The 24,221-nt window shown below is 71.7% G+C and carries 27 protein-coding genes; 11 read left to right on the top strand and 16 right to left on the bottom strand.

Annotation, left to right across the window (positions count from 1 at the left end):
• Position 1: 1 nt before the first annotated feature.
• The 8 genes from DEI92_RS07695 to DEI92_RS07730 all read right to left on the bottom strand — a co-directional run bounded on the left by DEI92_RS07695 (position 2) and on the right by DEI92_RS07730 (position 3,620).
• Positions 2–628, bottom strand: a complete 627-nt coding sequence (locus tag DEI92_RS07695; RefSeq protein ID WP_111013049.1) for a hypothetical protein — start codon at positions 626–628, stop codon at positions 2–4.
• Complete coding sequence (locus tag DEI92_RS07700) at positions 625–1,203, bottom strand: DUF6286 domain-containing protein (RefSeq protein WP_111013050.1); 579 nt, start codon at positions 1,201–1,203, stop codon at positions 625–627. Before DEI92_RS07700 ends, DEI92_RS07695 begins: the two co-directional genes overlap by 4 nt.
• Positions 1,200–1,589, bottom strand: a complete 390-nt coding sequence (locus DEI92_RS07705; RefSeq protein WP_111013051.1) for a hypothetical protein — start codon at positions 1,587–1,589, stop codon at positions 1,200–1,202. The genes DEI92_RS07700 and DEI92_RS07705 overlap by 4 nt, the downstream gene beginning before the upstream one ends.
• Positions 1,586–1,777: a hypothetical protein gene (locus tag DEI92_RS07710; protein WP_111010714.1), complete on the bottom strand. Its 192-nt coding sequence runs from the start codon at positions 1,775–1,777 to the stop codon at positions 1,586–1,588. Before DEI92_RS07710 ends, DEI92_RS07705 begins: the two co-directional genes overlap by 4 nt.
• 2 nt (positions 1,778–1,779) lie before the next feature.
• The gene (locus tag DEI92_RS07715) at positions 1,780–2,220 is read right to left on the bottom strand and encodes an Asp23/Gls24 family envelope stress response protein (protein ID WP_111010698.1); all 441 of its coding nucleotides are present in this window, start codon (positions 2,218–2,220) and stop codon (positions 1,780–1,782) included.
• A gap of 149 nt (positions 2,221–2,369) precedes the next feature.
• The gene (locus DEI92_RS07720; RefSeq protein ID WP_111013052.1) at positions 2,370–2,609 is read right to left on the bottom strand and encodes a toxin; all 240 of its coding nucleotides are present in this window, start codon (positions 2,607–2,609) and stop codon (positions 2,370–2,372) included.
• Positions 2,609–2,869 (bottom strand): ribbon-helix-helix protein, CopG family, encoded by a 261-nt coding sequence (locus DEI92_RS07725; protein ID WP_111013053.1) that lies wholly within the window; start codon positions 2,867–2,869, stop codon positions 2,609–2,611. The genes DEI92_RS07720 and DEI92_RS07725 overlap by 1 nt, the downstream gene beginning before the upstream one ends.
• Before the next feature lie 46 nt (positions 2,870–2,915).
• Positions 2,916–3,620 carry a phosphonatase-like hydrolase gene (locus tag DEI92_RS07730; protein WP_258370122.1) on the bottom strand — a complete coding sequence of 235 codons (705 nt, stop codon included), beginning with the start codon at positions 3,618–3,620 and terminating at the stop codon, positions 2,916–2,918.
• A 142-nt stretch (positions 3,621–3,762) separates the two neighbouring features.
• Here DEI92_RS07730 and DEI92_RS07735 point away from each other — a divergent pair, with 142 nt between their 5' ends.
• The 7 genes from DEI92_RS07735 (at position 3,763) to DEI92_RS07765 (ending at position 11,319) form a co-directional block, all read left to right on the top strand.
• Positions 3,763–4,947 (top strand): TIGR03364 family FAD-dependent oxidoreductase, encoded by a 1,185-nt coding sequence (locus tag DEI92_RS07735; protein WP_258370123.1) that lies wholly within the window; start codon positions 3,763–3,765, stop codon positions 4,945–4,947.
• Between the two features lie 172 nt (positions 4,948–5,119).
• A complete protein-coding gene (locus DEI92_RS07740; RefSeq protein ID WP_111013054.1) occupies positions 5,120–6,280 on the top strand; it encodes an ABC transporter substrate-binding protein in 1,161 nt (386 codons plus the stop codon).
• 3 nt (positions 6,281–6,283) lie between these two features.
• Positions 6,284–7,234, top strand: a complete 951-nt coding sequence (locus DEI92_RS07745) for an ABC transporter permease subunit (protein ID WP_111013055.1) — start codon at positions 6,284–6,286, stop codon at positions 7,232–7,234.
• Entirely contained in the window at positions 7,231–8,178 is a 948-nt protein-coding gene (locus DEI92_RS07750; RefSeq protein WP_111010717.1) for an ABC transporter permease, read from the top strand. The genes DEI92_RS07745 and DEI92_RS07750 overlap by 4 nt, the downstream gene beginning before the upstream one ends.
• Entirely contained in the window at positions 8,175–9,248 is a 1,074-nt protein-coding gene (locus DEI92_RS07755) for an ABC transporter ATP-binding protein (protein WP_111013056.1), read from the top strand. Before DEI92_RS07750 ends, DEI92_RS07755 begins: the two co-directional genes overlap by 4 nt.
• A 251-nt stretch (positions 9,249–9,499) precedes the next feature.
• Entirely contained in the window at positions 9,500–9,796 is a 297-nt protein-coding gene (locus DEI92_RS07760) for a HigA family addiction module antitoxin (RefSeq protein WP_111013057.1), read from the top strand.
• A gap of 119 nt (positions 9,797–9,915) precedes the next feature.
• Complete coding sequence (locus DEI92_RS07765) at positions 9,916–11,319, top strand: MFS transporter (protein WP_181434753.1); 1,404 nt, start codon at positions 9,916–9,918, stop codon at positions 11,317–11,319.
• A gap of 3 nt (positions 11,320–11,322) precedes the next feature.
• On the opposite strand, the gene DEI92_RS07770 is transcribed toward DEI92_RS07765, so the two are convergent.
• Both DEI92_RS07770 and DEI92_RS07775 read right to left on the bottom strand, forming a co-directional pair.
• A complete protein-coding gene (locus DEI92_RS07770; RefSeq protein ID WP_111011532.1) occupies positions 11,323–11,802 on the bottom strand; it encodes an NUDIX domain-containing protein in 480 nt (159 codons plus the stop codon).
• A 142-nt stretch (positions 11,803–11,944) separates the two neighbouring features.
• A complete protein-coding gene (locus tag DEI92_RS07775; protein ID WP_111013059.1) occupies positions 11,945–13,420 on the bottom strand; it encodes a putative Ig domain-containing protein in 1,476 nt (491 codons plus the stop codon).
• A gap of 224 nt (positions 13,421–13,644) precedes the next feature.
• Here DEI92_RS07775 and nagB point away from each other — a divergent pair, with 224 nt between their 5' ends.
• The gene (gene nagB, locus DEI92_RS07780) at positions 13,645–14,445 is read left to right on the top strand and encodes a glucosamine-6-phosphate deaminase (protein ID WP_111013060.1); all 801 of its coding nucleotides are present in this window, start codon (positions 13,645–13,647) and stop codon (positions 14,443–14,445) included.
• A gap of 69 nt (positions 14,446–14,514) precedes the next feature.
• Here nagB and DEI92_RS07785 read toward each other — a convergent pair whose 3' ends face one another.
• Positions 14,515–14,937: an organic hydroperoxide resistance protein gene (locus DEI92_RS07785; RefSeq protein WP_111011529.1), complete on the bottom strand. Its 423-nt coding sequence runs from the start codon at positions 14,935–14,937 to the stop codon at positions 14,515–14,517.
• Positions 14,938–15,018: 81 nt separating this feature from the next.
• Positions 15,019–15,465, bottom strand: coding sequence for a MarR family winged helix-turn-helix transcriptional regulator (locus DEI92_RS07790; RefSeq protein ID WP_258370124.1), 447 nt, complete (start codon positions 15,463–15,465; stop codon positions 15,019–15,021).
• 215 nt (positions 15,466–15,680) lie between these two features.
• Here DEI92_RS07790 and DEI92_RS07795 point away from each other — a divergent pair, with 215 nt between their 5' ends.
• The gene (locus DEI92_RS07795; RefSeq protein WP_111013061.1) at positions 15,681–16,361 is read left to right on the top strand and encodes a hypothetical protein; all 681 of its coding nucleotides are present in this window, start codon (positions 15,681–15,683) and stop codon (positions 16,359–16,361) included.
• A gap of 75 nt (positions 16,362–16,436) precedes the next feature.
• Here the strand turns inward: DEI92_RS07795 and DEI92_RS07800 are convergent, their stop codons facing one another.
• The 4 genes from DEI92_RS07800 to DEI92_RS07815 are packed head-to-tail and all read right to left on the bottom strand — an operon-like array spanning position 16,437 to position 21,200.
• Positions 16,437–17,630 carry a MalY/PatB family protein gene (locus tag DEI92_RS07800; RefSeq protein ID WP_111013192.1) on the bottom strand — a complete coding sequence of 398 codons (1,194 nt, stop codon included), beginning with the start codon at positions 17,628–17,630 and terminating at the stop codon, positions 16,437–16,439.
• Positions 17,631–17,657: 27 nt separating this feature from the next.
• The gene (locus DEI92_RS07805; RefSeq protein WP_258370125.1) at positions 17,658–18,452 is read right to left on the bottom strand and encodes a copper homeostasis protein CutC; all 795 of its coding nucleotides are present in this window, start codon (positions 18,450–18,452) and stop codon (positions 17,658–17,660) included.
• Positions 18,449–20,029: a M81 family metallopeptidase gene (locus tag DEI92_RS07810; RefSeq protein ID WP_111013062.1), complete on the bottom strand. Its 1,581-nt coding sequence runs from the start codon at positions 20,027–20,029 to the stop codon at positions 18,449–18,451. Before DEI92_RS07810 ends, DEI92_RS07805 begins: the two co-directional genes overlap by 4 nt.
• Entirely contained in the window at positions 20,019–21,200 is a 1,182-nt protein-coding gene (locus tag DEI92_RS07815) for an ROK family transcriptional regulator (RefSeq protein ID WP_111013063.1), read from the bottom strand. Before DEI92_RS07815 ends, DEI92_RS07810 begins: the two co-directional genes overlap by 11 nt.
• Before the next feature lie 243 nt (positions 21,201–21,443).
• Here DEI92_RS07815 and DEI92_RS07820 point away from each other — a divergent pair, with 243 nt between their 5' ends.
• The gene (locus tag DEI92_RS07820; protein WP_111013064.1) at positions 21,444–23,258 is read left to right on the top strand and encodes a peptide ABC transporter substrate-binding protein; all 1,815 of its coding nucleotides are present in this window, start codon (positions 21,444–21,446) and stop codon (positions 23,256–23,258) included.
• On the top strand, positions 23,255–24,214 hold the full coding sequence (locus DEI92_RS07825) for an ABC transporter permease (protein ID WP_111013065.1): 960 nt from the start codon (positions 23,255–23,257) through the stop codon (positions 24,212–24,214). Before DEI92_RS07820 ends, DEI92_RS07825 begins: the two co-directional genes overlap by 4 nt.
• The last annotated feature ends 7 nt before the right edge of the window (positions 24,215–24,221 follow it).

Raw genomic sequence — 24,221 nt, forward strand, 5'->3', positions numbered from 1 at the left:
GTCAGTCGACCCGTGTGGTCGCGGCGGCCATGCGTGCGCGGAAGCCGCCGGTGAGTTCGATGAGCGCGGGGACCTCGTGGCCGACCGCGCGGTCGAGCCGACGGAGTGCCGACTCGATGACGGCCTGCGCGTCGGTCGGGGCGACCCCGCGCCGGCACGTCGCCGCGATCCGGAGCACCGGAGTGCGTCGGACCCGGTACGTGGTGACGCTACTCGTGACGAGTTCCGGGCGTCCGGACAGCGCGTCGCCGAGCAGGTCGCGAGCGACCGCGGTGTCGATGACGATCCGGTCGCCCTCCTGCCCGGATGCCACCGCCTCGCCGCGGGTCTCGAGCAGCACCGAGGTGTGGCCGCCGCCCTGACGGACGATGAACACGACGAGCAGCGCGACGACCACTGCGAGGGCGACGAGCACCGCGATCCCGATCCAGTCGGCGCGGGTGCCGGGGATCGTCGTCGCGGCGAACGCCTGGTCCAGGCCCCGCCGGGCCCCGGGTGCGTCGCCGCTCCAGGCGTGCGTGACGGCCGGGACCGCGCCGAGCAGGATCCCGACGAGCCCGAGCGCGACGAGCACGATGCCGACGACGAGGAGGAACAGCCGGTTGGCCGCGCGGTTCGTGGCGTTCATGCGCCCACCTTCCCGGTGCGTTCGATGGTGGTGCGCGACCGGAGGGGCGGACGCGCGTCGGAGCGGGCGATCTCGTCGTCGACGGCGGTGACCACGGCCTCCCGGTCGACCGGCAGACCGCTGGTGGGCGTGAGTCGGACCTCGGCGGTCCGGCGCCCGACGGTGACGAGGGTCGCGTCGGGGTCGACGCCCGCGGCGTCGGCGGCGCGACGCGCGAGCGCCGAGGCGATCACGCGGTCGTCGACGACCACGACGGTTCGGTCGGAGTGGAGCGTGCGTCGCGGACGCCGGGAGGCCCGGAGCGCGACGACGACGAGGAGGACCCCGATGAGGGCCACCACCACGCCGCCGACGATCAGCCAGGCGGCGGCCACCGTGCTCGCGGCGACGAGGGCGGCGCCCATGTCACCCGGGGCGGCGAGCAACGGCCGCATCCCGAGCATCGCCAGGACGACCTCCGTGCCGGCGTACGCGCAGGCCAGGATGACCAGCACGGCGGTGACGACGGCGGGGACGGCCTTGGACGAGTGCGTCTCGCGGCGGGCGACCCGTCGGAGCAGGTGGTCGGTGCTCATCGGACCCGCCGTTCTGCGCGGATGACCGCGCCCGTCAGATGGAGCGTGACCTGCGCGAGGTGCCGGCCGGTCAGCGCGGGGACACGGTCGCGCAGCGTGCGCTGCGCGGCGGAGCAGCGCTCGACGAGGCTCGGGGCGTCGTCGTCGGCGTCGAGCCCGCGGACGCCGATCGGCGTCCGCAGGATCGCGGCGAGGTCGCCCTCTCGGTCCTCGAGGTCCACGTGGACGTGGTCGGCGTCCACGTCGAGCTCCTCCGCCGTCAGCGCGGCGACGACCCGGGACAGGGCACGCGCGGTGACCCGGGTCCGTCCCGGTGTGTCGGTGCGGCCGGGTCGGACCCCGGTCGAGGTCCGACCCGCCGCGGCCGTGGCGGTGGCGGTCGTCACGAGGACGACCGCTTCCCGCGGACGGCGTCGCTCAGGGCACGGACGTCGAGCTTGCCCTCGGTGATCCGCCCGACGACGGCACCGATGGCCATCGCCGCAGCGACACCGATGAAGGGCCAGAACCCGGCCCAGATCCACACGATCGCGAGTGTCGCCGCGACGAGGATGCCGAAACGCGTTGCGGTCATCGTCACGCCTGCTGCTCGTCGTCGGCCGTCGGGATGTGCACGTCGGTGACCTTGACGTTCACCTCGGTGACCTGGAGCCCGACGTAGTCCTCGATGGCCCCGGCCACGGCGGTGCGGACACCGTCGGCGACGGCCTGCAGGTCGGTCGGGTACTCCGCGACGATGACGACGTCGGCCGCGACCTGGGTCTCGCCGACCTGGACGCTGATGCCCTGGCTGAGGTCGGTGTTGTTCGCCAGGCCGCGGATCGCGCCGATGGCACGGGCCGCGCCGCCGCCGAGCGCGAAGACGCCCGGGACCTCACGGGCCGCGATGCCGGCGATCTTCGCGACGACCGCGTTGTCGATGTCGGTCTTGCCGCCGACCGTGCCGGTGCCGGTCGAGCTCAGCGTGGTGGCCGTCGCGGCCGTGGCGGGTGTGGTGGCGCTCGCAGTGGTGGCCATGGTGTTCCTCCCTGTCGTGGGTCCGGACGGACCCGCACTCCGTGGTGCTGCAGGGGAGTCGTGTCGACCGGGCCGATCGTCACGTCCGGAGGGCTGGGAGATCGCTCACGGATCGGGGGACGTCGCTCGATCCCGCCGACCGTCCGGCTTCAGTCCACCAGGTCCAGGTATTGGGACCGCGCTGGCATGGCGTGGATGATCAGCTCGTTGCCGCTGTCGAATCGCAACACCACGATCTCCAGGAGTCGCGCGGCGGCGTCGAAACCCAGGCGGAACTCGCGGGCAGGGCTCTCGTCATCGAGCGGTGCCGCATAGACGTACCGCTCCGCCGCATGGACGGCGTCCGTCGCATCGATGCCGTGCTTCCCCGCGGAGCGGTGGACATCCACTAGGCGGCGTCGATCCAGGCGTGGACGGCGGCGCGGATGACCTCCGAACGGCTCAGGTGATCGTGCTCGGCTCGCTGGGTCAACGCCTGGAGGAGTGCCGCGTCCATCCGCACTGGCACGACCGTGCCCGGCCCGTCGCCCACCGGTCGACGCCCGCGGCGGCGGAGCTGTTCCAGCGGGTACCCGGCTTCCGCCTCGGTCGCCCATGCCTCGACCATCGCATCCGTGACCGGAACGCCGTCCACCGTCTCGTTCGACATGGCGTCATCGTATTACGGAATTCCTCCGTCCGCGGGACCGGGGTGTTCAGGCCACGCCGACCGCGGCCTCCCGGCCGGCGAGCAGCGCGGGCACGTCCGCGACGCCGTCGAGCACGTGGTCGTGGGGTTCGGCCTCGAGCTCCGCGCGGGACAGGGCTCCGGTGCACACGCCGACGGCGACCACGCCTGCGTTCCGCGCAGCGCGGACGTCGACGACGGTGTCGCCGGCGGCCAGGACCTGGCGCACGTCCTCCACGCCGAGCAGCTCCATGGCGTGGTGGATCATGTACGGCGCAGGGCGGCCGGCCCGGACGTCGGACGTCGTCACGACCGCGTCGACGGTGTGTGCGGGGCCCCGGCCGACGGTCCAGCCGAGCGAGGTGAGGAGCGACCCCACGACGGGTTCGTCGAACCCCGTGGTGAGCGCGACCCGGACGCCCCGCGCCCGGAGGTCCGCCAGCGCGGCCTCGACGCCGGCCATCGGGACGGGCGGGTCGGCGCGGTACAGGTCGTCGAGGGTCGCGCGGAAGGCGCGGAAGGTCGCGGACACGATCGACGGCGTCGGCTGCACGCCCCCGAGCTCGAGGAGGGCCGTGATCGCCTCCTCCTTGTCGGTGCCCATCCACCGTTGCAGGTCGGCGTCCGCGACGGGCGCGCCGGCATCCTCCACGGCGGATCGCAGGGCTCGGTACACCGCGCCCCGGTCGTCGATCGTCGTCCCGGCCATGTCGAACACCACTGCGCTGATCACGGGCAGAGCGTAGGGGAGCGGTGCGACGCGGCGTCGTCGCGCCCGTGAACGGCAGTCGAACGCGACGGGGCCGGGATGAACCGTCGGTGAACGCCGCCGCGGACGGTCCTGCGATGCGGGCGCTCGCGGACAGGATCGGGCCGTGGACACGACGACGCCCGACCTGCACGACACCGCCTCCACCGCCTCGGGCGGCCGGCCCGACCGGTACGACGTGGTGGTCGTCGGGGCCGGGGTCATCGGCCTCGCGCACGCCGCCGAGGCCGTCGACCGGGGGCTCCGGGTGCTCGTCGTGGAGCGCGACCACCGGGCCACCGGCGCCTCGGTCCGCAACTTCGGGCACGCGTGCGTGACGGCGCAGTCGGGCGACATGCTCGAGCTGGCGCTCGCCGCCCGTGAGCGGTGGCTCCGGCACGCCCACGACGGCCGCTTCCCCGCGGTCGCATCCGGCGCGGTGGCCGTCGCGCGGAGCCGGGCCGAACTCGCGGTCCTGGAGGAGCTGGCCGCGTCGCGCGAGCCGGGTCAGGTCCGGCTCCTCGCCGCTCCGGAGACCGTCGACCGGATCGGTGGGGTCGGCGACCCGACGATCGTCGGCGGGGCGTTCCTCCGTGACGACGTCCGCGTCGACCCGCGCGCTGCCGTCGCGGGGCTCGCCGCACTGCTCGCGTCGCGCGGTGTCACGTTCCGGTGGGGCACCGCCTACCTCGGATGGGAGGACGGCCTCGTCCGCACCTCGCGCGGCACGGTCCGGGCGGACCGCACGATCGTCTGCGTGGGGCACGACGTCGACCAGCTGTACCCGGACCTCGCCGAGCAGCACGGGATCCGTCGCTGCGGCCTGCAGATGGCACTCGTGGAACCGCCCACCGGGCTGTCGATCACCCCGGCCGTGCTCACCGGCACGAGCATGCTCCGCTACCCGGCGTTCGCCGAGACCGCCGCGGCGACCGTGCTCCGGCAGGAGATCACCCGCGATCGACCGGACCTCGTCGCCATGGACGCGAACGTCATGCTGACGCAGCGGCCGGACGGCAGCCTGGTCGTCGGGGACAGTCACCGGTACGACGTCACGCTCGACCCGTTCCTCGACGAGGGCGTCAGCGACACCCTGCTCCAGGACGTCGCGACGCTGCTCGGGGTCGGAGGGTTCCGGGTGCGGCAGCGCTGGATGGGCGTCTACGCGCACGCGCCCGAGCCGTACCTCGTCGCCCACCCCGCGCCCGGGCTCACGGTCGTCAGCGTGACGAGTGGCGTGGGCATGACGATCTCGCACGGGCTCGCGGCCCGCACGTGGGCCGGCCTGGAGGCGCTTCCCGCGCCCGTCTGACGGCCGCGGTCCCCGACACGCACGCGCTGTTCCCCATCCGTTCACGGACGGGGCACGAGTGCGTCACCGCCCCGGGTCACGATGACGTTCGTCCAGCGGCCGGTACCCCACGTTCCGACTCCCACACCCGTCCCACAGTGAACGGCCGGTCGCCCCCAGGAAGGGAACACCCGTGCTCTCCAAGCGCTCATCCGCCGGCATCGCGCTGGCCGCCGCGGCACTCGCCGCCCTGACCGGTTGCTCCACCACGAGCAGCGCCGCGACCACCGACTCGTCCGGATCCGCCTCGGCCTCCGGTGACTGGTCGACGGCGACGTCCGCGTCGTCGAACGGTGGCATGGACGCCCTCGTCAAGGCGGCCGACAAGGAGGGACAGCTCAACGTCATCACGCTGCCGCCCTCGTGGGCCAACTACGGCAAGATCATCGCCGGGTTCGAGAAGAAGTACCCGGGCATCACGATCAACTCCGCGAACCCGAACGGCTCGAGCGCCGACGAGGTCGCCGCGGCGAAGTCGCAGAAGGGTCAGTCCACCGCCCCCGACGTCTTCGACATCGGCACCGCGGTCCTCAGCCAGAACCTCGACCTCGTCGCGCCGTACAAGGTCGCGAACTGGGCGGACATCCCCACCGCGGACAAGGCCGCCGACGGCGGGTGGTACTACGACTACACCGGCCTCATGTCGATCGGGTACGACTCGTCCGTCATCAAGACCGCCCCGAAGAGCATGAAGTCGCTGCTCGGCTCCGCCTACAAGGGCAAGGTCGCGATCAAGGGCGACCCGACGCAGGCGAACGAGGCCGCCAGCGCCGTCTACCTCGCCGCGCTCGAGAACGGCGGCTCGGCGAAGGACATCCAGCCGGGCATCGACTACTTCGGCAAGCTCAAGGCCGCGGGCAACATGCTCAACGTCCTGCCGACGCAGGCCACCGTCAACTCGGGTGAGACCCCGGTGGTCGTGCAGTGGTCGTACAACAACCTCGCATGGGGCGCCGCAGGCGGATCCGCCGGCAACCCGAACTGGAAGACGGTGATCCCGAAGGGCACCGCGCTCGGCAGCTACTACAACCAGGCGATCAACGTCGACGCGCCGCACCCGGCAGCCGCGCGCCTCTGGGAGGAGTACATCTACAGCCCGAAGGTGCAGAACCTGTACCTCGCGTCCGGCGCGTACCCCGCCACGCTCGCCGCGATGGAGAAGAACGGCACGGTCGACAAGGCCGTCCTGGCGAAGGTCGGCGACGCACCGAAGAGCCTCGTCCAGCTGTCGAGCACGGAGGCGGCGACCGCGGCCACCCTGCTGACCAGCACGTGGTCCTCGACGGTCCGCTGACCCATGGCCACCGCTGACGCGACCACGACCGCCACGCCGCCCCGTGCGGTGCAGGCGCACGGGGCCGCGCGGGGGCTGACCACCGCAGGCCGCGGCGCCGGGGGAGGACCCCGGCGCCGCGGCGTCGCGTGGCTCGGTCTCACCCCGTTCGCGCTCTACGTGCTCCTCTTCCTCGCCGTTCCCGCGGTCATCGCGGTCGCCAGCGGGTTCTCCACCGCCGCGGGCGTCCCCACGCTCGCGAACCTCCGGGCGTTCACCGATCCGTCGGTCCTGCAGGCCTTCGCCGGTTCGGCCGGGCTGTCCGCAGCGTCGGCGGTACTCGGCACGGCCATCGGCGCCGTTGTGTGCTGGGCGCTGACGACGCTCCGCCCCGACGGGCTCGTCCGGTCCATGGTCGACGCCGCGTCGAGCGTCCTGGCCCAGTTCGGCGGGGTCATGCTGGCCTTCGCGTTCATCGCCACGATCGGCGTCCAGGGCATCGTGACCGTCTGGCTCCGCGGCATCGGGATCGACATCAACGCGAACGGCCCGTTCCTCTACACGGTGGCTGGACTCGTCGTCCCGTACCTCTACTTCCAGGTGCCGCTCATGGTCTTGACGTTCATGCCGGCGCTCGAGGGCCTCGGCGTGCAGTGGGGCGAGGCGGCGGCGACGCTCGGGGCCTCCCGGTCCGTGTACTGGCGCCGGATCGCGATCCCCGTGCTCGCACCCGCGTTCTGGGGCAGCCTGCTGCTCCTGTTCGCCAACGCGTTCTCGTCGTACGCCACGGCCGCGGCGCTCATCGCCCAGGGCGGCATCGTGCCGCTGACGATCCGCCAGGAACTCACGAGCGAGACCATCGTCGGCGTGCAGAACGTCGCCGGGGTGCTGGCGCTCGGCATGGTCGTGGTCATGGTCGCCGTGATGGCGGGGTACTCCGCGCTCGAGCGTCGCGCCTCGCGGTGGCAGCGATGAGCTCGGCACGCGGGTACGGCCCCGCACCCTCGAAGACGGTCGGTACCGTCGTCCTGGTCGTCGTCGGGCTCGTGTTCGCGGTGCCGATCGTCGCGCTGGCGCAGTTCACCCTCCGGCAGGGTGCGGGGGCCGGGCTGACACTGTCGCACTACACGGCGCTCGCGGATCCGGTCAACCGGGCCACGTACCAGCCCCTGTTCGACGGCCTCGTGAACTCGCTCGTCATCGCGGCGATCACCGTCGGCATCGTCCTGTTCGTGCTCCTGCCCGCCCAGATCGTCACGACACTCCGGTACCCCCGGCTCCGGCGCGCGCTCGAGTTCGTGTGCATCCTGCCGATCACCGTGCCGACCGTCGTGCTCGTCGTCGGGTTCGTCCCCGTGTACCAGGTGATCGCGCAGGTCCTCGGGTCGGGTGCGTGGACGCTCGCCTTCGCGATCGGGGTGATCAGCCTGCCGTTCGCGTTCCGGCCCATCGCCACCGCACTCACCACGGTCGACGTCGTCGTGCTCGCCGAGGCCGCTCGATCACTCGGGGCAGGCTGGGCGACGGTCGTCATGCGGGTGCTCCTGCCGAACCTGCGCCGCGGCATCCTCGCCGCGTGCTTCCTCACCGTCACGGTCGTGCTCGGCGAGTACACGCTCGCGTCATTCCTGTCGCGGACGACCTTCCAGACGGCGCTCGTGCTCATCCAGCAGACGGACCCGTTCGTCGCGGCGATCTTCTCGCTCGCCGCGCTCGTGTTCGGGTTCGTCCTGCTCGTCGTGATCGGCCGCGTCGGGTCGGCTCGACCTGGCGCGCGCCGCATCCGTCGTGGAGCAGGCGGCGCGTCCGGTGCCGGGAGCACGGGCACCGGGTCCAGTGGCCCGGCCGACGCCGCCCTGCGCTCGCACGTCCTCGACGGTGTCGCCGTCGCCGCCCCCACCTCCCAGGAGCCCGCATGACCCGCACCGCCCAGCCCACCCCCACGACGGCGAACCGCAGTGGGGCCACCGTCGAGCTCGACGGTGTCGTGAAGTCCTACGGCGCCCACACCGCGCTCACCGGGTTCTCGCTCCGACTCGAGCCGGGGGAGTTCGTCTCGCTGCTCGGACCGTCGGGGTGCGGCAAGACCACCGCACTCCGGGCACTCGCGGGTCTCGAGGTGATCGACGCCGGCGCCATCCGCATCGACGGCCAGGACGTCGCGGCCGTGCCGGTGGAGCGACGGGACATCGGGATGGTGTTCCAGCAGTACTCGCTGTTCCCGCACATGACCGTCCGGCAGAACGTCGCCTTCGGGCTCGAGATGCGGAAGGTCCCCGCGGACGACCGGCGCCGCCGTGTGGTCGAGGCCCTCGACATGGTGCACCTCGCGGACCTCACCGACCGCTATCCGCACCAGCTCAGCGGCGGGCAGCAACAGCGCGTCGCGCTCGCCCGAGCGCTCGTCACGCGGCCCCGGGTGCTCCTGCTCGACGAGCCGTTGTCAGCGCTCGACGCCAAGGTGCGGGTGACGCTCCGCGACGAGATCCGTCGCATCCAGACCGAACTCGGCATCACGACGCTGTTCGTCACCCACGACCAAGAGGAGGCGCTCGCCGTCTCGGACCGGATCGCCGTGATGCACGGGGGCGGGATCGAGCAGATCGGGACGCCGGAGCAGCTGTACATGCGGCCCGCGACGGCGTTCACTGCGGACTTCGTGGGTCAGTCGAACCGGCTCCGCGGGGACCTCCGCGGAGGCGACGTGTTCACGTACGGGTTCTCGCTGCCGAGCATCGACCGCACCCTCGACGACGGGCCCGTGACCGCCTACGTCCGCCCCGAGGACGTCGTGCTCGCCCCGGACGGCGGCCTGTCCGGCGCCGTCCTCACGTCGAGCTTCCTCGGCTCGGTCCGCCGCACGACCCTCCGACTCGACGACGGCACGGCGCTCGTCGTCCAGCACGACGTCGCGCAGCGGCCGGTTCCCGGCGACGAGGTCCACGTCCGCCTGCTCGGGACGCCGGTCGCGGTGGCGCCGCTCGGTTGAACTGCGCCCGGGAGGCGCGGTGTCATCGGGTGCGGCGCCTCCCGTCCGCTGTGCTGCGGGCCATCGACGCCGTACCGCCGGAGCGCCCTGTGTCGGCGAGAGAGTCCGCGATCACGTGCTCCTGTTGGACGTCATCGACCGCGAGGGGCAGTGTTCGATCCGCGTCAACGATCAGTGGATCTGTTTCGTCTGGACGGCCGCAGGACCCTCCGATGTCCACATCGCCGACTACCACGAGCGAAGGAACACTGATGTCGAAAGCACATGACCCGATCACACCCGGGGAGATCCTGCGGACCGAGTTCCTCGAGCCACTCGGCATCACGGCGTACCGACTCGCGCAGGCGACCGGGCTCCCGCAGACGCGGCTGAGCGAGGTCATCCGGGGGAAGCGCCGTATCACCACCGACACTGCGCTCCGGCTGTCGCAGGCGTTCGGGCTGTCCGAGCGATTCTGGCTCAACATCCAGAACGACTACGACATCGAAGTCGAGCACGACGAGCACGACGACGAACTCGCCCGGGTCGAACGGCTCGTCCCGGCGTGACGTCGGAGGTCGTACCGCGCGTGGAGATCATGCCGAGCTGGAGGACCGGGCGATCCGCGGTGGGTGAGGACCTTCCGTAGCTGACGATCCAGATAGTTCGCAAAGCTAAACTAGCGACGGTGACCTCCTCCGCTGCCGCGCCCACCCTCAGCGCCCGGCGGCGGACCCTGGCCCTCGTCTCGATCCTCCTGTCGACCCTCACCGGCACCATCGACACCTCGATCGTCAACGTCGCCCTGCCGAAGCTCGCGACCGATCTCCACGTGGCGCCGTCCGAGACCGTGTGGGTCGCGACCGCGTTCCTCCTGGCCGTCGCCTGCTCGGTCCCGGCCACGAGTGCGCTCGGCGACCAGATCGGTCGCCGCCGGTTGTACCTGATCGGCGTCCCCGTGTTCACGTTGGCGTCCCTGGGCTGCGCGCTCGCGCCGACGCTCGCGGTCCTCGTCGCGTTCCGCGTCGTCCAGGGCATCGGGTCCGCGGTGGTCCTCGCCGTGGCGATCCCGCTGATCCGGCGCCTGTTCCCGCCGGAGCGCCTCGGGCAGACGCTCGGGCTCAACGCGATGACGGTCGCCATCGGGACGTCGGCCGGACCGACGCTCGGAGGGTTGATCCTCGCCGCACTCCCGTGGCCGTGGCTCTTCCTCATCAACGTGCCGATCGGTGTCGCGTCGTTCGTGCTCGCGCTCGTCGTCCTGCCGAAGGGCGTGCCCGAGCGGGGCGACTACGACTGGCCCGGTGCCGTCTGGGCCGCGGGAGCGATCGCCGCGCTGCTCGTCGGCGTCCGACAGCTCGCCGCGGTCACGACCCTCTGGCACGCGCTGGTGCTCCTCGTCGTGTGTGCCGTGTGCGCGGTGCTGTTCGTGCGTCGTGAGCGGATGGCCGCCCGGCCGCTCATCCCGCTCGGCTTGTTCACCGGCCCGTTCAGTCTCACGGTCGGCACCGCGTGGGCGTCGTTCCTGGGGCAGGGCATCGCGTTCGTCGCCCTGCCGTTCCTGTTCCAGACCGCGTACGGGGCGAGCCCGCTCGAGTCGGCGCTCCTGTTCACGCCGTGGCCGCTCGTGATCGTCGTCGTGGCACCGCTGTCCGGGCGGATCGCCGACCGGGTCCGTCCGGCGGTGTTGGCCCTCACAGGCCTCGTCGTCCTGACGATCGGCCTCGTCATGCTCGCGCTGCTCGGGTCCGCGCCGCCGATCTGGCTCGTGCTCCTGTCCACCGCCGTGTGCGGCCTCGGGTACGGCACGTTCCAGAGCCCGAACAACCGGGACATGATGGCCGCCGCTCCCCTCCGCTACGCCGCGAGTGCATCGGCCGTCCTCAACACGAACCGAACCGTCGGGCAGTCCGCCGGGTCAGCCGTCGTCAGCATCGCACTCGTGGTGAGTGGCGCCGCAGCCGGGTCGATGGCAGCGCAGTCGTCTGCCGCCAGCGCCGTGCTGTGGGTCGCCGTGGTGGCGGCGGCCGCTGCGACGATCCTGTCCGCCGTCAAGCTCCGGGTGACCGCGGCCGTGCCGCTCGGACGCTGAGACTCAGGTCCGGAACACCGCGGCGGGATCGTCGCGCAGCGCGGCTGCCACCCGACTCCGCATGTCGTCCGACATGGCGGGGAGGTCCGACACCGGCGCCCAGACAGCTTCCGTGTTCTCGCCGTCCGCCGGGAACGGCTCGCCCGACACCCACCGGAACCGGAACACGATGTCGATGTACTGCGCACGATCGCCGTTCGGGTAGGTCATCGGCGCGAGGGTCTGCACCATCGCCAGTCGCTCCGGCACGGCGACGACGTCGGCTTCCTCCAGGACCTCGCGCGCGGCGGCGACCGCGGGTTCCTCGCCGGGGTCGATGATCCCGGTCACCGGTGTCCAGGCTCCGGTGTCGGCACGGCGGACGACGAGGACCTGCTGCTCGTCGCCGTCGCCCCGCAGCACGACGGCGGTCACACCCGTGAGCCAGAGCAGGTCGGTCCCGACCTTCTCGCGGAGCGCCAGGACGAACTCGGGAGTGGGCATGCCCCCACCGTAACGACCAGGGTGGCAGCGGGCGGGCGTCCCGGACGGCCTGTGGACGACGAAGGGCCCGCCGTCCGATGTGGACGACGGGCCCCGCGTCGTGCCTCCCGTCCTGCGGCGGACCGCGGGACGGGAGGACCGACTAGCGTTGCGTGCGCCGGCGACCGATCCGGAGACCGGTCACGCCGAGGCCGGCCATGAGCAGACCGAGGGCCCACGGCAGGGCACGGGTCGTCTCGGAGCCCGTGAACGCGAGCTCACCCGTGGCGGTCGTGGCGGTCGGCGTCGTCGACGTGGTGGTGGCCACGGTGGTCGCGGCCGGAACGACGTCCACGGCGAACGCGGTACTGAAGGCGTCGGCCGACACCGTCAGGTGGTGGGTCGACGCGTGCGGGAACGTGACGTCGACGAGGCCGAAGTCCCCGTACTCGGGGTCGCTCGTGATCTTGTCGGTGGCGTAGTCCGACGTGACGGTCGGCATGGGGGCGTTCCCGTCCGCGTCGTAGGTCGCGTTGCCGTAGCGGTCGACCAGGTCGCCCTCGACGACGAGCGTTCCGCCCTGGTGCACCGTCGGGCGGCCACCGTCCGTCTCCGTGACGGTCTGGTCGAAGTCGCTGCCGGAAACGGTGACCGTCTCGACGCTTCCGTCCGTACCGATGATCCACGACGTGCCCGTGGACGAGTCGAAGTCCTTCTTGTCGGTGGTGTAGACCTCGACACCGAACGGAGCGCCCGGCTCGACGGTGAGCTCCACGTACTCGGTGGCCGTTGCGCCACCGCTCGTCGCCGTGACCGCGAAGTCGTAGGGCGAGTCATCCGCGTCGGTCGGGATTCCGCTGAGCACACCGGTGGCAGCGTCGAACGTGACGCCGTCCGGCAGCTGGACGCTCGGGTCGTCGGTCGGGTCGGAGGGGTCGCCCTCGTCGGGGTCGGCCCACGCCAGGGCGTAGGTCGGAGCGGGTGCGCCCGTCGCGGCGAAGGTGTGGGAGAGGGACTCGCCGGCGGTCACGCTCAGCTCGAGCGGATGCGCGGCAGACGTGGTGTCGGGGAACTGCGGGTCCTCGGTGACCGCGGAGGTCGTCGCGAAGGCGGAGGCGCCCGTGTTGTCCGTGACGGTGACCGTCAGCGTCGCGCCGATGTCCGCCGTCTTCACGATGTAGCTCGCTCCGTTGCCGACGGTCACGCCCTCGCGCGTCCAGGCGTAGAGCGGCGTCCCCGTGAATCCGTTCGGGTCGGCGGTCAGCGTCTGACCGACCTTGGCCGTCGTGCTGCTCAGGGTCACGGTCTGCGTGGCGGCCGCGGGGGTGGGGACCCGCGTGCTGGTCACCGGAGTGTCCGGCGTCGTCGCCTTCGGGGAGGCGCTCGCCGTGCTCGTCGGCGACGGGGCGGTCGGTGCACTCGTGCTGACCGGCGCAGCGGGCGTGGTCGTGTCGGCGGTCGGGGCACTCGTCGGGGACATGTCCGCCGCCGCGGAGACGGACGTCGCGTCGAACCGGGTGAGCGTGTCGGCCGAGGCCGCCTGGACGCCGAAGACGCCGAGGCCGGTGGTGAGCCCCACGAGGGCGATGGTGGTGCCGACGGCGCAGGCGCGTCGGGTGCCGGAGGTGCTGCGGTGCACGGGTGTTCCCCCAATTTTCGGTCCGCTGATGCGGACATGTGAATCGACCGAGAATGTCGGGTGTGCTCGGAGCGTAGCGGTATGAGGCCGCTGGCGGAACATCCGTCCAGCCATGCACCCGTTCTGGGGTCAGCGACCGCCGCGGGCAGCGCTGCTCGGTCGCGGGCGACGCTCTCCGATGAACCGCGTCATGGGAGGATCAGGCCGCATAGGCTGGGCCCGTCATGGAGATCATCATCCTGCCCACAGCGGTCGAGGTCGGCCGGATGGCCGCTGCGAAGATCGCGTCCGTCGTGTCCCGCAAGCCGTCCGCCGTGATCGGGTTGGCCACCGGGTCGAGTCCGCAGGACATCTACGCCGACCTCGCCCGGCGGGTGCAGGGCGGGGAGATCTCGTTCGCGCAGGCCCGCGGGTTCGCGCTCGACGAGTACGTCGGGATCCCGCTGGAGCATCCGGAGAGCTACGCCAGTGTCATCGCCCGCGACGTCGTCGGTCCGCTCGGGTTCGACCCCGCGCGGGTCCGGGTCCCCGACGGTCGTGCGGCGGACCTGGAGTTCGCGGCGAAGGAGTACGACGCCGCGATCCGCGCGGCCGGGGGCATCGACGTGCAGATCCTGGGGATCGGCGCGAACGGGCACATCGGGTTCAACGAGCCGACGTCCTCGTTCGCGTCCCGCACGCGCATCAAGACGCTCGCGCCGGCGACGCGCGCGGCCAACGCGCGGTTCTTCGACTCGGTGGAGGAGGTGCCGATGCACTGCATGACGCAGGGGTTGGGCACGATCCTCGAGGCGCGGGAGCTGGTGCTCGTGGCGCAGGGCGAGGGCAAGGCCGCCGCCGTCGCGGGCGCGGTCGAGGGGCCGGTCAGTTCGTTCGTGCCCGGCAGCGCCCTGCAGTTGCACGAACACGCGACGGTCATCGTCGACGAGGCCGCCGCCGCACAGCTGCAGCTCGCCGACTACTACCGCCACGTGTTTGCGAACAAGCCGGCGTGGCAGCGCTTCGACGAGACGCCAACACGCTGATCCGCAGCGGTCCACTCCCCACCGCGGCTCGTGGCGGTGGGGAGCGGATCGTGCGGCGTCGAGGTGGGGTCAGTCGTCCGAGACGCTGATCGTGACCTCGATGTTGCCACGCGTCGCGTTCGAGTAGGGGCAGACCTGGTGCGCCGCGTCCGCGAGGGCCTGTGCTGCGTCGTGCTCCATCCCGGGGATGACGACCTCGAGGTGGACCGCCAGCTGGAACCCGCCCTGCCCGTTCGCGCCGATCTGCACCCGGCCGCCGACGGTGGTGTCGGTGATGGAGACCTTCTGTGCCCGGGCGACGCCCTGGAGCGCGGAGTGGAAGCACGCAGCGTACCCGGCCGCGAACAGCTGCTCGGGGTTCGCGCCGGCGCCCGAGCCGCCCATCTCCTTCGGGATCGCCATGTCGAGGTCGAGCGTGCCGTCGGTGGTCCGGACGTGGCCGTTGCGGCCTTCGCCGGTCGAGAGCGCTTCTGCGGTGTAGAGGGCGTCCATGGTGTCTCCTGTTCGTGGTCGTCACGCGGCGCGTGACGGGGGTGGGTGGGGCCTCCCGGCCGGGCCGGACGGGAGGCGCGGCTAGCGTGCGCCGGCCGTGGTCGCCTGCATCCCCGCCGTGACGCGGTGCAGGGTGTCGATGAGTCCACGTGCCGTGTCGAGGTCGATCGCCATCCCGCCTGCGATGCACCCGGGCACGTGGGCGAGGTCGGACTGCAGTGCCCGGCCGTGGTCGGTCAGCGCGATCTCGACGACCCGTTCGTCGGCGCGGCTGCGTTCACGCGTGACGAGGTCCGCATCTGCCATGCGCCGCAGCAACGGTGAGAGCGTGCCGGAGTCGAGGTCGAGGTGGTCGCCGAGCGCGCCGACCGTCAGGGGCCCGCGGTCCCAGAGGAGGACGAGCACGAGGTACTGCGGGTACGTGAGGCCCCAGGGGGCGAGGAGTGCGCGGTACGCCTGGGTCGTCGCCCGGGCGGCGTCGTAGATCGCGAAGCAGACCATCTCGTCGACGGGGGCAGGCGTGTCCATGACGTAAGTATTGCACGCAATACAGTTGTGACCAGCCGAACCGCATCCGAGCGATCGGAGAATTGCTCCGAGGCCGACCAATCCACCTCCGTGGGGGCGCCGAACTACCTGCACAGACCGAGCAAATGCTCGAAGCGCTCACCGGCCACCTGCGGCTGGTTCTCCACCCTCAATCAGGGTGTGTTCGGCGTGCCCACAGCAAGGGAGAAGTCATCATGCGTGGATTCACCAAGACCACCGTCACCATCGCCACCGCTGGAGCGCTCGTCGCCGGGCTCGGCGGCTTCGGCGTCAGCGCCGCGAACGCCGCGGCCCCCGCCGTGCACCTCGCCGCGTCGTCGTCGTCGAAGATCCCCGCCCCGGCCGCAGCCGTCCCCGAGATCAAGGGCGGCGACACCGCGGTCGCGCTCGACAGCGGCTTCATGAGCGCGCTGACCTCGCTGAAGCTCACCCCGGGCGTCAGCGGCTCGGCGAAGCTGTCCGGGTCGACCGTCTCCTTCCCGATCACCGGCGGCAGCGTCGTCTACTGGTCGCCGAAGAGCGACTACCGCCCCTACGTGCAGGGCCTCATCGAGCACGACGGCTCGGGCCTGACCCTCAAGGGCGGCTCGACCACCGTGACGCTCGAGAACTTCACCGTCAACCCCGGCAGCTCGAAGCTCTACGGTGACGTGCTCGTCAACGGCAAGCCCGCCGCGACGCAGGCCTACCTGTTCGCCCTGCACGGTGGGACGCTCAAGCCGCTGAAGCTCCAGGGCGACGACGCGATCCTGACCGGCACCACCGTGCACGTGTCGTCGGACGCCGCCGCGCTGCTCAACAAGACGTTCGGCACGACCGCCGTCAAGAGCAACCTCCTCGTGGGTGTCGCGACCATCACGGCGCAGATCAAGTAACACTCCCGGTCCTCCGGGGCATGGACGACGACGGGCCCGGTGCACACGCACCGGGCCCGTCGTCGTGTCCGAGGGTCAGCGCGCGGCGCGGGTCGTCGCGTCGCCGATCCGGCGGAGGGCCTCGCGCAGCGTCTCCTCGGAGCACCCGAAGTTGAGCCGGGCGTGCCCGATGCCGGGCGTGCCGAACTCGGGTCCGTGGCCCAGTGCGACCCGTGCTGCGTCGACGAGCGGCGTCGCGGGGTCGTCACCCCACGGCGTGCCGCGGAGGTCCAGCCACGCCAGGTACGACGCCTGCGGTTGCCGGTAGCGCGCCCCCGGCACCACCTCGGGCAGCAGCTCGGCGAGCAGACGACGGTTCGCGACGAGTTCGCCGAGCAGGGTCTCGAGCCACGGCTCGCCGTCACGGTAGGCCGCCGTGCTGGCGAGGTACCCGAGGATGCTCGTCCGCCACTCGACCTCGCGCGGCAGCGCGTCGAACCACGCAGCGGACCGGTCCGAGGCGCCGATCATCATGGCGCACTTGGTCCCCGCGATGTTCCATCCCTTGCTCGCCGCGGTCACCGTGACCCCGACCCGGGCCGCGTCGTCCGAGGCTGCGAGGAACGGCGTGAAGACCGCGTCGCTGTGCACGAGCGGCGCGTGGATCTCGTCGCTCACCACGACCGCGTCCCACTCCGCGGCGAGCGCGGCCAACGCGGCGAGGGCCTCCCGGCTGTGCACGAGACCGAGCGGGTTGTGCGGATTGCAGAGCAGCACCGTGCGCGCCCCGTCGGCGAACGCGCGGCGCACCCCGTCCAGGTCGATCCGCCAGCCGGCGGTCGTCGGGAACGGCGTCGCGTCGTCGTCGGCGTCCGACGGCGGCAGGAGCGGGACCTCGACCGCGATGCATCCGGCCTCGTCCACGAACTCCCAGAACGGCGGGTACACGGGCGGCATGACGACGACGCCGTCACCGGGCTCCGTCACCTGCCGGAGCACCTCGACCGCTGCGACGGACACGTCGGTGGTCGTGTGCACGAGGTCCGGCTCGACGCGCCACCCCCACCGCCGCTCGGCGAAGTCCGCGAACGCGTCCGGCAGTTCCCGAGAGGACCCCAGGTACCCGGTGTCGCCACCCTGCACGGCCGCGATCATGGCGTCGCGGACGGGCTCGGCGAGCGTGCAGTCCATCTCGGCGACGAACATCGGGATCACGTCCGGCGGGAAGTCGGTGTACTTGCCACTGGTGCGGGTCGCTCGCGCGTCGAAGGGCGAGATCATCAGGCTCATGCCCACAGCCTGGCAGGAACCCCGGCGTCAGCGCACCGCGTCGACCGCGGCCCGCGCCGCCGCCACGACGGCCGGGTCCGTGGCCAGGTGGGTGTCCTCGCCCGCGACGCCCATGGGCACGCGACTCCCTCGCGTCCCACGCCCGGCCACGAGCCGCTTCGCGGAGAGGTGCACGGCCGCCACACCCGCGTTCGCGAACGCGGGGACGTCCTGCGGTGCCACGCCGCTCCCCGCCATCACCTGCACCGGACCGGCCGCGGCGACCATCCGCGTGATGGTCGCGAGGCCCTGCGGCGCGGTCGCGGCACCACCCGACGTCAACACCCGCGTGACGCCGAGCGTCGGCAGGGTCCCGGCGGCGGCGATCGGGTCCGCGGCGTGGTCGATCGCGCGGTGCACCGTGACCTCGACATCGGCCCGGACGTCCCGAGCCGCGCTCCGGAGCCGCGCGATCGTCGCGATGTCGAGCATCCCGTCCGGCCCGAGCGCCCCGACGACGACGCCCTGCGCGCCGGAGGCCACGACCGCCCGGACCTCGCGGATCATCGTGGCGATCTCGTCCTCGTCGTACACGAAGTCACCCGGCCGACACCGCACGAGCACGTGCGCGGGGATCCCGACGGTGACCACGGCCTCCACGAGTCCCTGCGCGGGGGTGACGCCGCCGAGCTCGAGCGCCGTGCAGAGCTCGACGCGGTCCGCGCCGCCATCGCGCGCGACGACCGCACCCGCGGCGGACGTGACCGCGATCTCCAGCGCTGGTCGGGCCTCCCGGCCGGGAGGCCCGACCACGGCTGCCGACGTCGGCTGCCGGTCGTTCACTCGTCCGGCCCGGTGAGCGGCACGTCCGAGGCCGGCAGGATGCGCGCCGACAGGTCCGGCTCGGCGGGGAAGGCCGGGTCGAACGGGAACATGGGGCGGCGGATGCGCTGGTGGCCGAGTCGCTCGAGGTCCTGGTCGACGCCGCCGGGGGTGAGGCCGAGCATCCAGTCGGCCGCCATGTCGTACAGCTCGGGCTCGAGGTACCCGATCTTGACGATGACGACGTCAGCCGACCGCGGGTCGAGGTCGAGGTCGGTGAAGTCGTGCTCGTGGTGGTACGGCTTCCGGAGCTCCGTGAGGATCGCGAACACGCTGCCCACCTGCAGGACGACCTCGGTGACGGCGTCCGGATCGCCGTGTCGGATGGCGTGCACCCGCCCGGTCATGGTCAGGGGTCCGGCGTGCCGGTCGTCGACCTGCGCCCCGGCCGTGACGGTCACGGTCGCGCCGACGCCGGCCGCGACGGCGGTACGGATCGCCTCCGGTCCGGGGACGCTGGCGTAGACGACGGTCGGACCGCTCGGTTCGGCGAACTCGGGCCGGGCGAGCAGCTCGGTGAGGCCCCACGTCATGTCGCCCGCGCCACCGGCGGTCGGGTTGTCGCCCGAGTCGGAGATGAAGTACGGGCGGGCGTCGGAGGCCAGCGCGGCGTCGAGGCACTCGGCGAACGAGCCGGTGGGGGCGACGAACGCGAAGTCCTCGCGGGCCTCCCAGAAGCTCCGGGCCAGGCGTTCGGCCCCCGCGGTGACGGCGTCCTCGTCCCAGCCGGTGACCACGACGACGGCGCGGTTCCGTGGCTCGTCGGCCCACGCGTACCCGACCCAGATCGCGGCGTCGACGACGCCGTCGGCGGCCTCGACCTCCGGCACGCCGGCGTAGATGTGCGCGGCGGGCTCGATCCTCGTCGAGGTCTGCTCGCCGGGGAGCAGCACCGGCACCGGCACCCACGCCTTCACGGGACGGACGCGCGGGGCGGCCCCGCCGTCGGCGGCGTCGGTGGCGGACGGCAGGGTCGGCTGCGCGGCCAGCAGGTCGACCAGGTTGCGGACCGCCCGCTCCTTCGTGTCGAGGGCGTCCTCGTGCGGTGCCATCCGGTAGCACGTGATGAGGTCGGAGGCGTGGGCCAGCTCCCGCGACACGTTGCCGTGCAGGTCCATCGACGTCGACACGATCACGTCCGGGCCCACGACCTCACGGATCCGTGCGAGCAGCACCGACTCGGCGTCGTCGAGGCCCTCGACGGTCATCGCGCCGTGGATGTCGTACCAGAGGCCGTCGATCGCCCCGCTGCCGACGATGGCGTCGAGCCGGGTGGTGATCCCGCCGGCGAGCTCCTCGAACGCGTCCCGCGTGACGATCCCGCCGGGCAGTGCCTTGCCGACGAGCGCACCGCGCCACCGGGCGGCCTCGCGGAGCGGCTGCCCGGCGCGGAGGAACGGGTACCGGTCCATGACCTCGTCGCCGCGGAGCGGGTGGAACGCCGGGGCCAGCGTCCGGGCCGGTGAGAACGTCGACGACTCGATGCCGAGTCCGGCGACGGCGATGACCGGGAGGGACGGGCTGGGTTCAGGGGACACGGATCCTCCGGTGGTGGTTGGTGGTGGATGCGCCGGCGACGGCGTCGAGGGTGGCGGTGAGGGCGCGTTGCAGGGCGAACTGCCCGGCGCCGACGAGGCCGGCGTCGGCCCCGAGCGATGCCCGCTCGATGGTGAGGTGCTGGGTGACGAGCGGGTGACACCCCTCGTACAGCTGGCTGCGCACGGCCGCGACGAAGGGTTCGACGGTCGAGAGGATGCCACCGAGGTACACCGCGTCGGGGTTGAAGAAGTTGACGTTGGCGGAGAGCACCTCGCCGAGGTACTTGCCCGCACGGCGGACGGCTCGGGTCGCGGCCGGGTGGGCGTCGGTCGCGAGCGCGACGACGTCCTGCGTGGTGGCCACGTCGACGTCGGACTCCTGCAGGATGCGCACGAGGGCCGCGCCCGACGCCACCGTCTCGAGACACCCGGTGTTGCCGCACGAGCACGGGGTGTCGCCGGCCGCGTCGATGCGCACGTGCGTGATGTCCCCGGCCGCGCCGGTCGCGCCCCGGTAGAGCCGGCCGTCGGCGATGATCCCCGCACCGATGGCCGAGCCCGCCTTCACCATGATCGCCTGGCGACGCTCCGGCGGCTGCACCGCGTGCTCGCCGACGGCCATGCAGTTCGCGTCGTTGTCGACGGCCGCCGTGACCCCGAACCGCTCGGCCAGCCAGGCGGCGACGGGGAACCCGTTCCAGCCCGGCATGCGGCTCGGCAGGTCGACGACGCCCGCCTCGACGTCGACGGGGCCCGGGAGGCTCAGCCCGACGCCGCGGAGCGCGCTCCGGCCCCGGCGCGTGGCCAGTTCCTCGAGCACCTCCGCCAGGCGTTCGAGCCCGGGGCGCGGCCCGTCGACCATGGCGAAGGGGATCGTGCGGACGTCGCTGAGGCCACCGCCCGGCAGGACGACGCCGACCCGGGCGTGCGTGCCGCCGAGGTCCGCCGCGAGCGCGTACTCGTCGACGCCCCCGAGGCGGAGCACCTTCCGCGGGCGTCCGCCGGTCGACGAGCGGGTGCCCTCCTCGGCCACGAGGCCGTTCGCGATGAGCTGCCCGACCGTGAGCGACACGGTCGACGGCGCGGCGCCGAGGTGCGTGGCGATCTCGGTGCGGCTGGTCGCCTGTCCCGAGGCGATGAGCTCGAGCACGCGGGCACTGAGCTCAGCCACGGGACCGGTCCCGGGGACTTTCTACAGACATGGCCGAACTATCTCCATCGAGGGCGAGTGCTGCGAGTGTATGGCGCACGTCGAGGCTCTCGGCTTTCCCCAGTTCCGCAGAAACGCAGTTTTTACACAGAGGTACTTCTTTCTCCACGAGGTTTGCCCATTGACTGTCCACCAGCACGACGCCACCCCTCCGCTCCGCCTTCCACCCCTGGTGCCGACCGGCCCCGTTCGAAGGAGAACACCATGTCCACAGCACGCACAGGGCGGTCCCGCCGCCCCTGGGCGCTCGTCGCGGGAGTGGCAGTCGCCGCGTCCGCACTGCTCGCCGGCTGCGCCGGTTCCGGCGGATCGAGCGCGTCGTCGGGTTCCGACACCATCGACTACGCCCTGCCCGCGAACTTCACGCCGAACTGGATCCTGCCGATCGGGACCGCGGCGCACCTCAACACGAACAACGGGTCGATCGCGTCGTCGCTCTGGGAGCCCCTCATCGCGTACGACGGCTCGACGGGCAAGATCGCCTGGAACAAGGCCGGCTCGATCGCCACGGCCGCGGACTTCGGCTCGGACGGCAAGAGCGTCACGATCACCCTCGGCGACCGCCACTGGAGCGACGGCAAGGCGATCACGTCGCGCGACGTCGAGTTCTGGTTCAACGTGATCAAGGCGAACAAGGCCGACTGGGCGAGCTACAACGAGGGCAAGGCGCCCGACAACTGGACGTCCCTGAAGACGATCGACGACCGACACTTCACGATCACGTTCGACAAGGCCTACAACGAGCAGTGGATGCTCGCGAACGAGCTGAGCCTCATCACCCCGCTCCCGCAGCACGCCTGGGACAAGACGAGCGCGAACGGCTCGGTGGGTGACGCCGACCGCACGACCGCGGGTGCGAAGCAGGTGTGGAAGTTCCTCAACGCCGCGGCGAAGGACATCTCCGGGTACGACTCGAACAAGCTCTGGACCACGATCTCCGGCCCGTACGCGATCGACTCGTTCTCGACCTCGGGCAAGGTCGTCCTGACCGCGAACAAGAAGTACGACGGCGGCGAGAAGCCCTCGATCACGACGGTCGACCTGCTGCCGTTCACCACGAGCGACGCCGAGACGAACGCGCTCCGCTCGGGCTCCGTCGACTACGGCTACATCAGTCCCTCGGACATCGACCAGAAGGCCTCGTTCACGTCCAAGGGCTACTCGGTCGAGCCGTGGAACGGATGGGCGATCACGTACATGCCGTACAACTTCCACAACCCGACCATGGGTCCGGTGTTCCAGCAGCTGTACGCCCGTCAGGCCGTGCAGATGTCGATCAACCAGCCGCAGCTGTCCAAGGTCGTGTTCAACGGCACCGCGACGCCGGGCTACGGGCCGGTCCCGCAGGCGCAGAAGTCCGACTTCGTCTCGTCGACCCAGACGGACAACCCGTACCCGTACTCCAGCAGCAAGGCGAAGGCCCTGCTCACGAGCCACGGCTGGACCGAGCAGAACGGCACGATGGTCTGCACCGACGCCGGGTCCGGGAGCTCGCAGTGCGGTGCTGGCGTCGCCAAGGGCACGAAGTTCCAGATGCAGGTGCTGTCGCAGTCCGGCTCGACCGTGACGGACAACATGATGAGCGCGATCCAGTCCTCGCTCGCCAAGACCGGCATCGGGTTCTCGATCAAGACCGCTCCGGTCAACACGGTCCTGTCGCAGACGCCGCAGTGCACCGCCGACCAGGACATCTGCAAGTGGCAGCTGTCGTTCTTCGGGACCGCCGGGAGCTGGTACTTCAACGCGTACCCGACCGGTGACTCGCTGTTCCAGACCGCCGGCAGCGCGAACTTCGGGAACTACTCGAACAAGCAGGTCGACCAGCTCATCTCGGCCAGCACCACGTCGACCGACTCGAGCGCGGTGCAGGACTACAGCGCGACGGTCGCGAAGGACCTGCCGGTGATCTGGCTGCCGAGCCCCGACTACCAGATCTCGGTCGTCAAGAAGGGCCTGACCGGGTTCGACCAGGACTCCCTGGCGAACTTCCACCCCGCGCAGTGGAAGTGGAGCAAGTGACCACTGCGCTCTACATCGCCCGGCGTGTGCTGCAGGCCGTGATCGTGGTGTTCATCGTCACCGTGATCGTGTTCTGCCTGCTGCACACGCTCCCCGGGGGTCCCGCTCGCGGGATCCTCGGGGCGAAGGCCACGAGCCTGCAGATCGCGCAGTTCAACCGCGAGCAGGGCCTCGACAAGCCCCTCGTCGTGCAGTACGTCTACTACCTCGGTACCTTGCTCCGCGGCGACCTCGGCTCCTCGTACACACTGAACGAGCCGGTCACGCAGCTCATCGTCGAGCGACTGCCGAAGACCCTGGTGCTGACGATCCTGTCGGCCGTCGTGGCGCTCGCCGTGGCGATCCCGCTCGGCATGTGGCAGGCCGTCCGGCGGAACAAGCCGGTCGACTACGTCGTCACGACCCTCGCGTTCGTGGCGTACTCCACCCCCGTGTTCTTCCTCGGGCTCGTCGTCATCGTGGTGTTCAGCCAGGTCCTGCCGTGGTTCCCCTCGCAGGCCCCGAACGGCAACACGCTCGCCGAGGTCTTCGCCGACCCGGCCGGTCTCGTCCTCCCGGTGGTGACCGGTGCCGCCGCCATAGTCGCCGTGTTCAGCCGGTACATGCGGTCGTCGACGCTCGAGAACCTCCAGGAGGACTACGTGCGCACCGCGCGGGCCGGCGGCGCACGACAGGGTGCGATCCTCCGACGGCACGTCCTCCGCAACTCGCTCACGCCGGTGATCGCGATGCTCGGGTACTACGTCCCGGTGCTCTTCGGCGGATCGCTCGTCGTCGAGCAGCTCTTCAACTACCCGGGCATGGGCCTGCTGTTCTGGAGTGCCGCGCAGTCGTCCGACTACCCGGTGCTCCTCGGCTGCGTCCTCGTCATCTCCGTGGCCACCGTCGTCGGCACGCTCCTGGCCGACGTCATCCAGTCGATCGTCGACCCCCGCGTCAGGGCGGCGACGGCATGACCGGCGA

Origin of the sequence: Curtobacterium sp. MCBD17_034 (assembly GCF_003234515.1) — a bacterium.
In the GTDB taxonomy this organism is placed as follows: Bacteria; Actinomycetota; Actinomycetes; order Actinomycetales; family Microbacteriaceae; genus Curtobacterium.

Bases quoted from the DNA above. Each gene is read 5' to 3' on its own strand.
- DEI92_RS07760 (WP_111013057.1), top strand. From the start codon at position 9,500: ATGTCGAAAGCACATGACCCGATCACACCCGGGGAGATCCTGCGGACC.
- DEI92_RS07800 (WP_111013192.1), bottom strand. From the start codon at position 17,630: ATGAGCCTGATGATCTCGCCCTTCGACGCGCGAGCGACCCGCACCAGT.
- DEI92_RS07710 (WP_111010714.1), bottom strand. From the start codon at position 1,777: ATGACCGCAACGCGTTTCGGCATCCTCGTCGCGGCGACACTCGCGATC.
- DEI92_RS07795 (WP_111013061.1), top strand. From the start codon at position 15,681: ATGCGTGGATTCACCAAGACCACCGTCACCATCGCCACCGCTGGAGCG.
- DEI92_RS07700 (WP_111013050.1), bottom strand. From the start codon at position 1,203: ATGAGCACCGACCACCTGCTCCGACGGGTCGCCCGCCGCGAGACGCAC.
- DEI92_RS07755 (WP_111013056.1), top strand. From the start codon at position 8,175: ATGACCCGCACCGCCCAGCCCACCCCCACGACGGCGAACCGCAGTGGG.
- DEI92_RS07695 (WP_111013049.1), bottom strand. From the start codon at position 628: ATGAACGCCACGAACCGCGCGGCCAACCGGCTGTTCCTCCTCGTCGTC.
- DEI92_RS07790 (WP_258370124.1), bottom strand. From the start codon at position 15,465: ATGGACACGCCTGCCCCCGTCGACGAGATGGTCTGCTTCGCGATCTAC.
- DEI92_RS07725 (WP_111013053.1), bottom strand. From the start codon at position 2,869: ATGTCGAACGAGACGGTGGACGGCGTTCCGGTCACGGATGCGATGGTC.
- DEI92_RS07785 (WP_111011529.1), bottom strand. From the start codon at position 14,937: ATGGACGCCCTCTACACCGCAGAAGCGCTCTCGACCGGCGAAGGCCGC.
- DEI92_RS07715 (WP_111010698.1), bottom strand. From the start codon at position 2,220: ATGGCCACCACTGCGAGCGCCACCACACCCGCCACGGCCGCGACGGCC.
- DEI92_RS07750 (WP_111010717.1), top strand. From the start codon at position 7,231: ATGAGCTCGGCACGCGGGTACGGCCCCGCACCCTCGAAGACGGTCGGT.
- nagB (WP_111013060.1), top strand. From the start codon at position 13,645: ATGGAGATCATCATCCTGCCCACAGCGGTCGAGGTCGGCCGGATGGCC.
- DEI92_RS07820 (WP_111013064.1), top strand. From the start codon at position 21,444: ATGTCCACAGCACGCACAGGGCGGTCCCGCCGCCCCTGGGCGCTCGTC.
- DEI92_RS07770 (WP_111011532.1), bottom strand. From the start codon at position 11,802: ATGCCCACTCCCGAGTTCGTCCTGGCGCTCCGCGAGAAGGTCGGGACC.
- DEI92_RS07745 (WP_111013055.1), top strand. From the start codon at position 6,284: ATGGCCACCGCTGACGCGACCACGACCGCCACGCCGCCCCGTGCGGTG.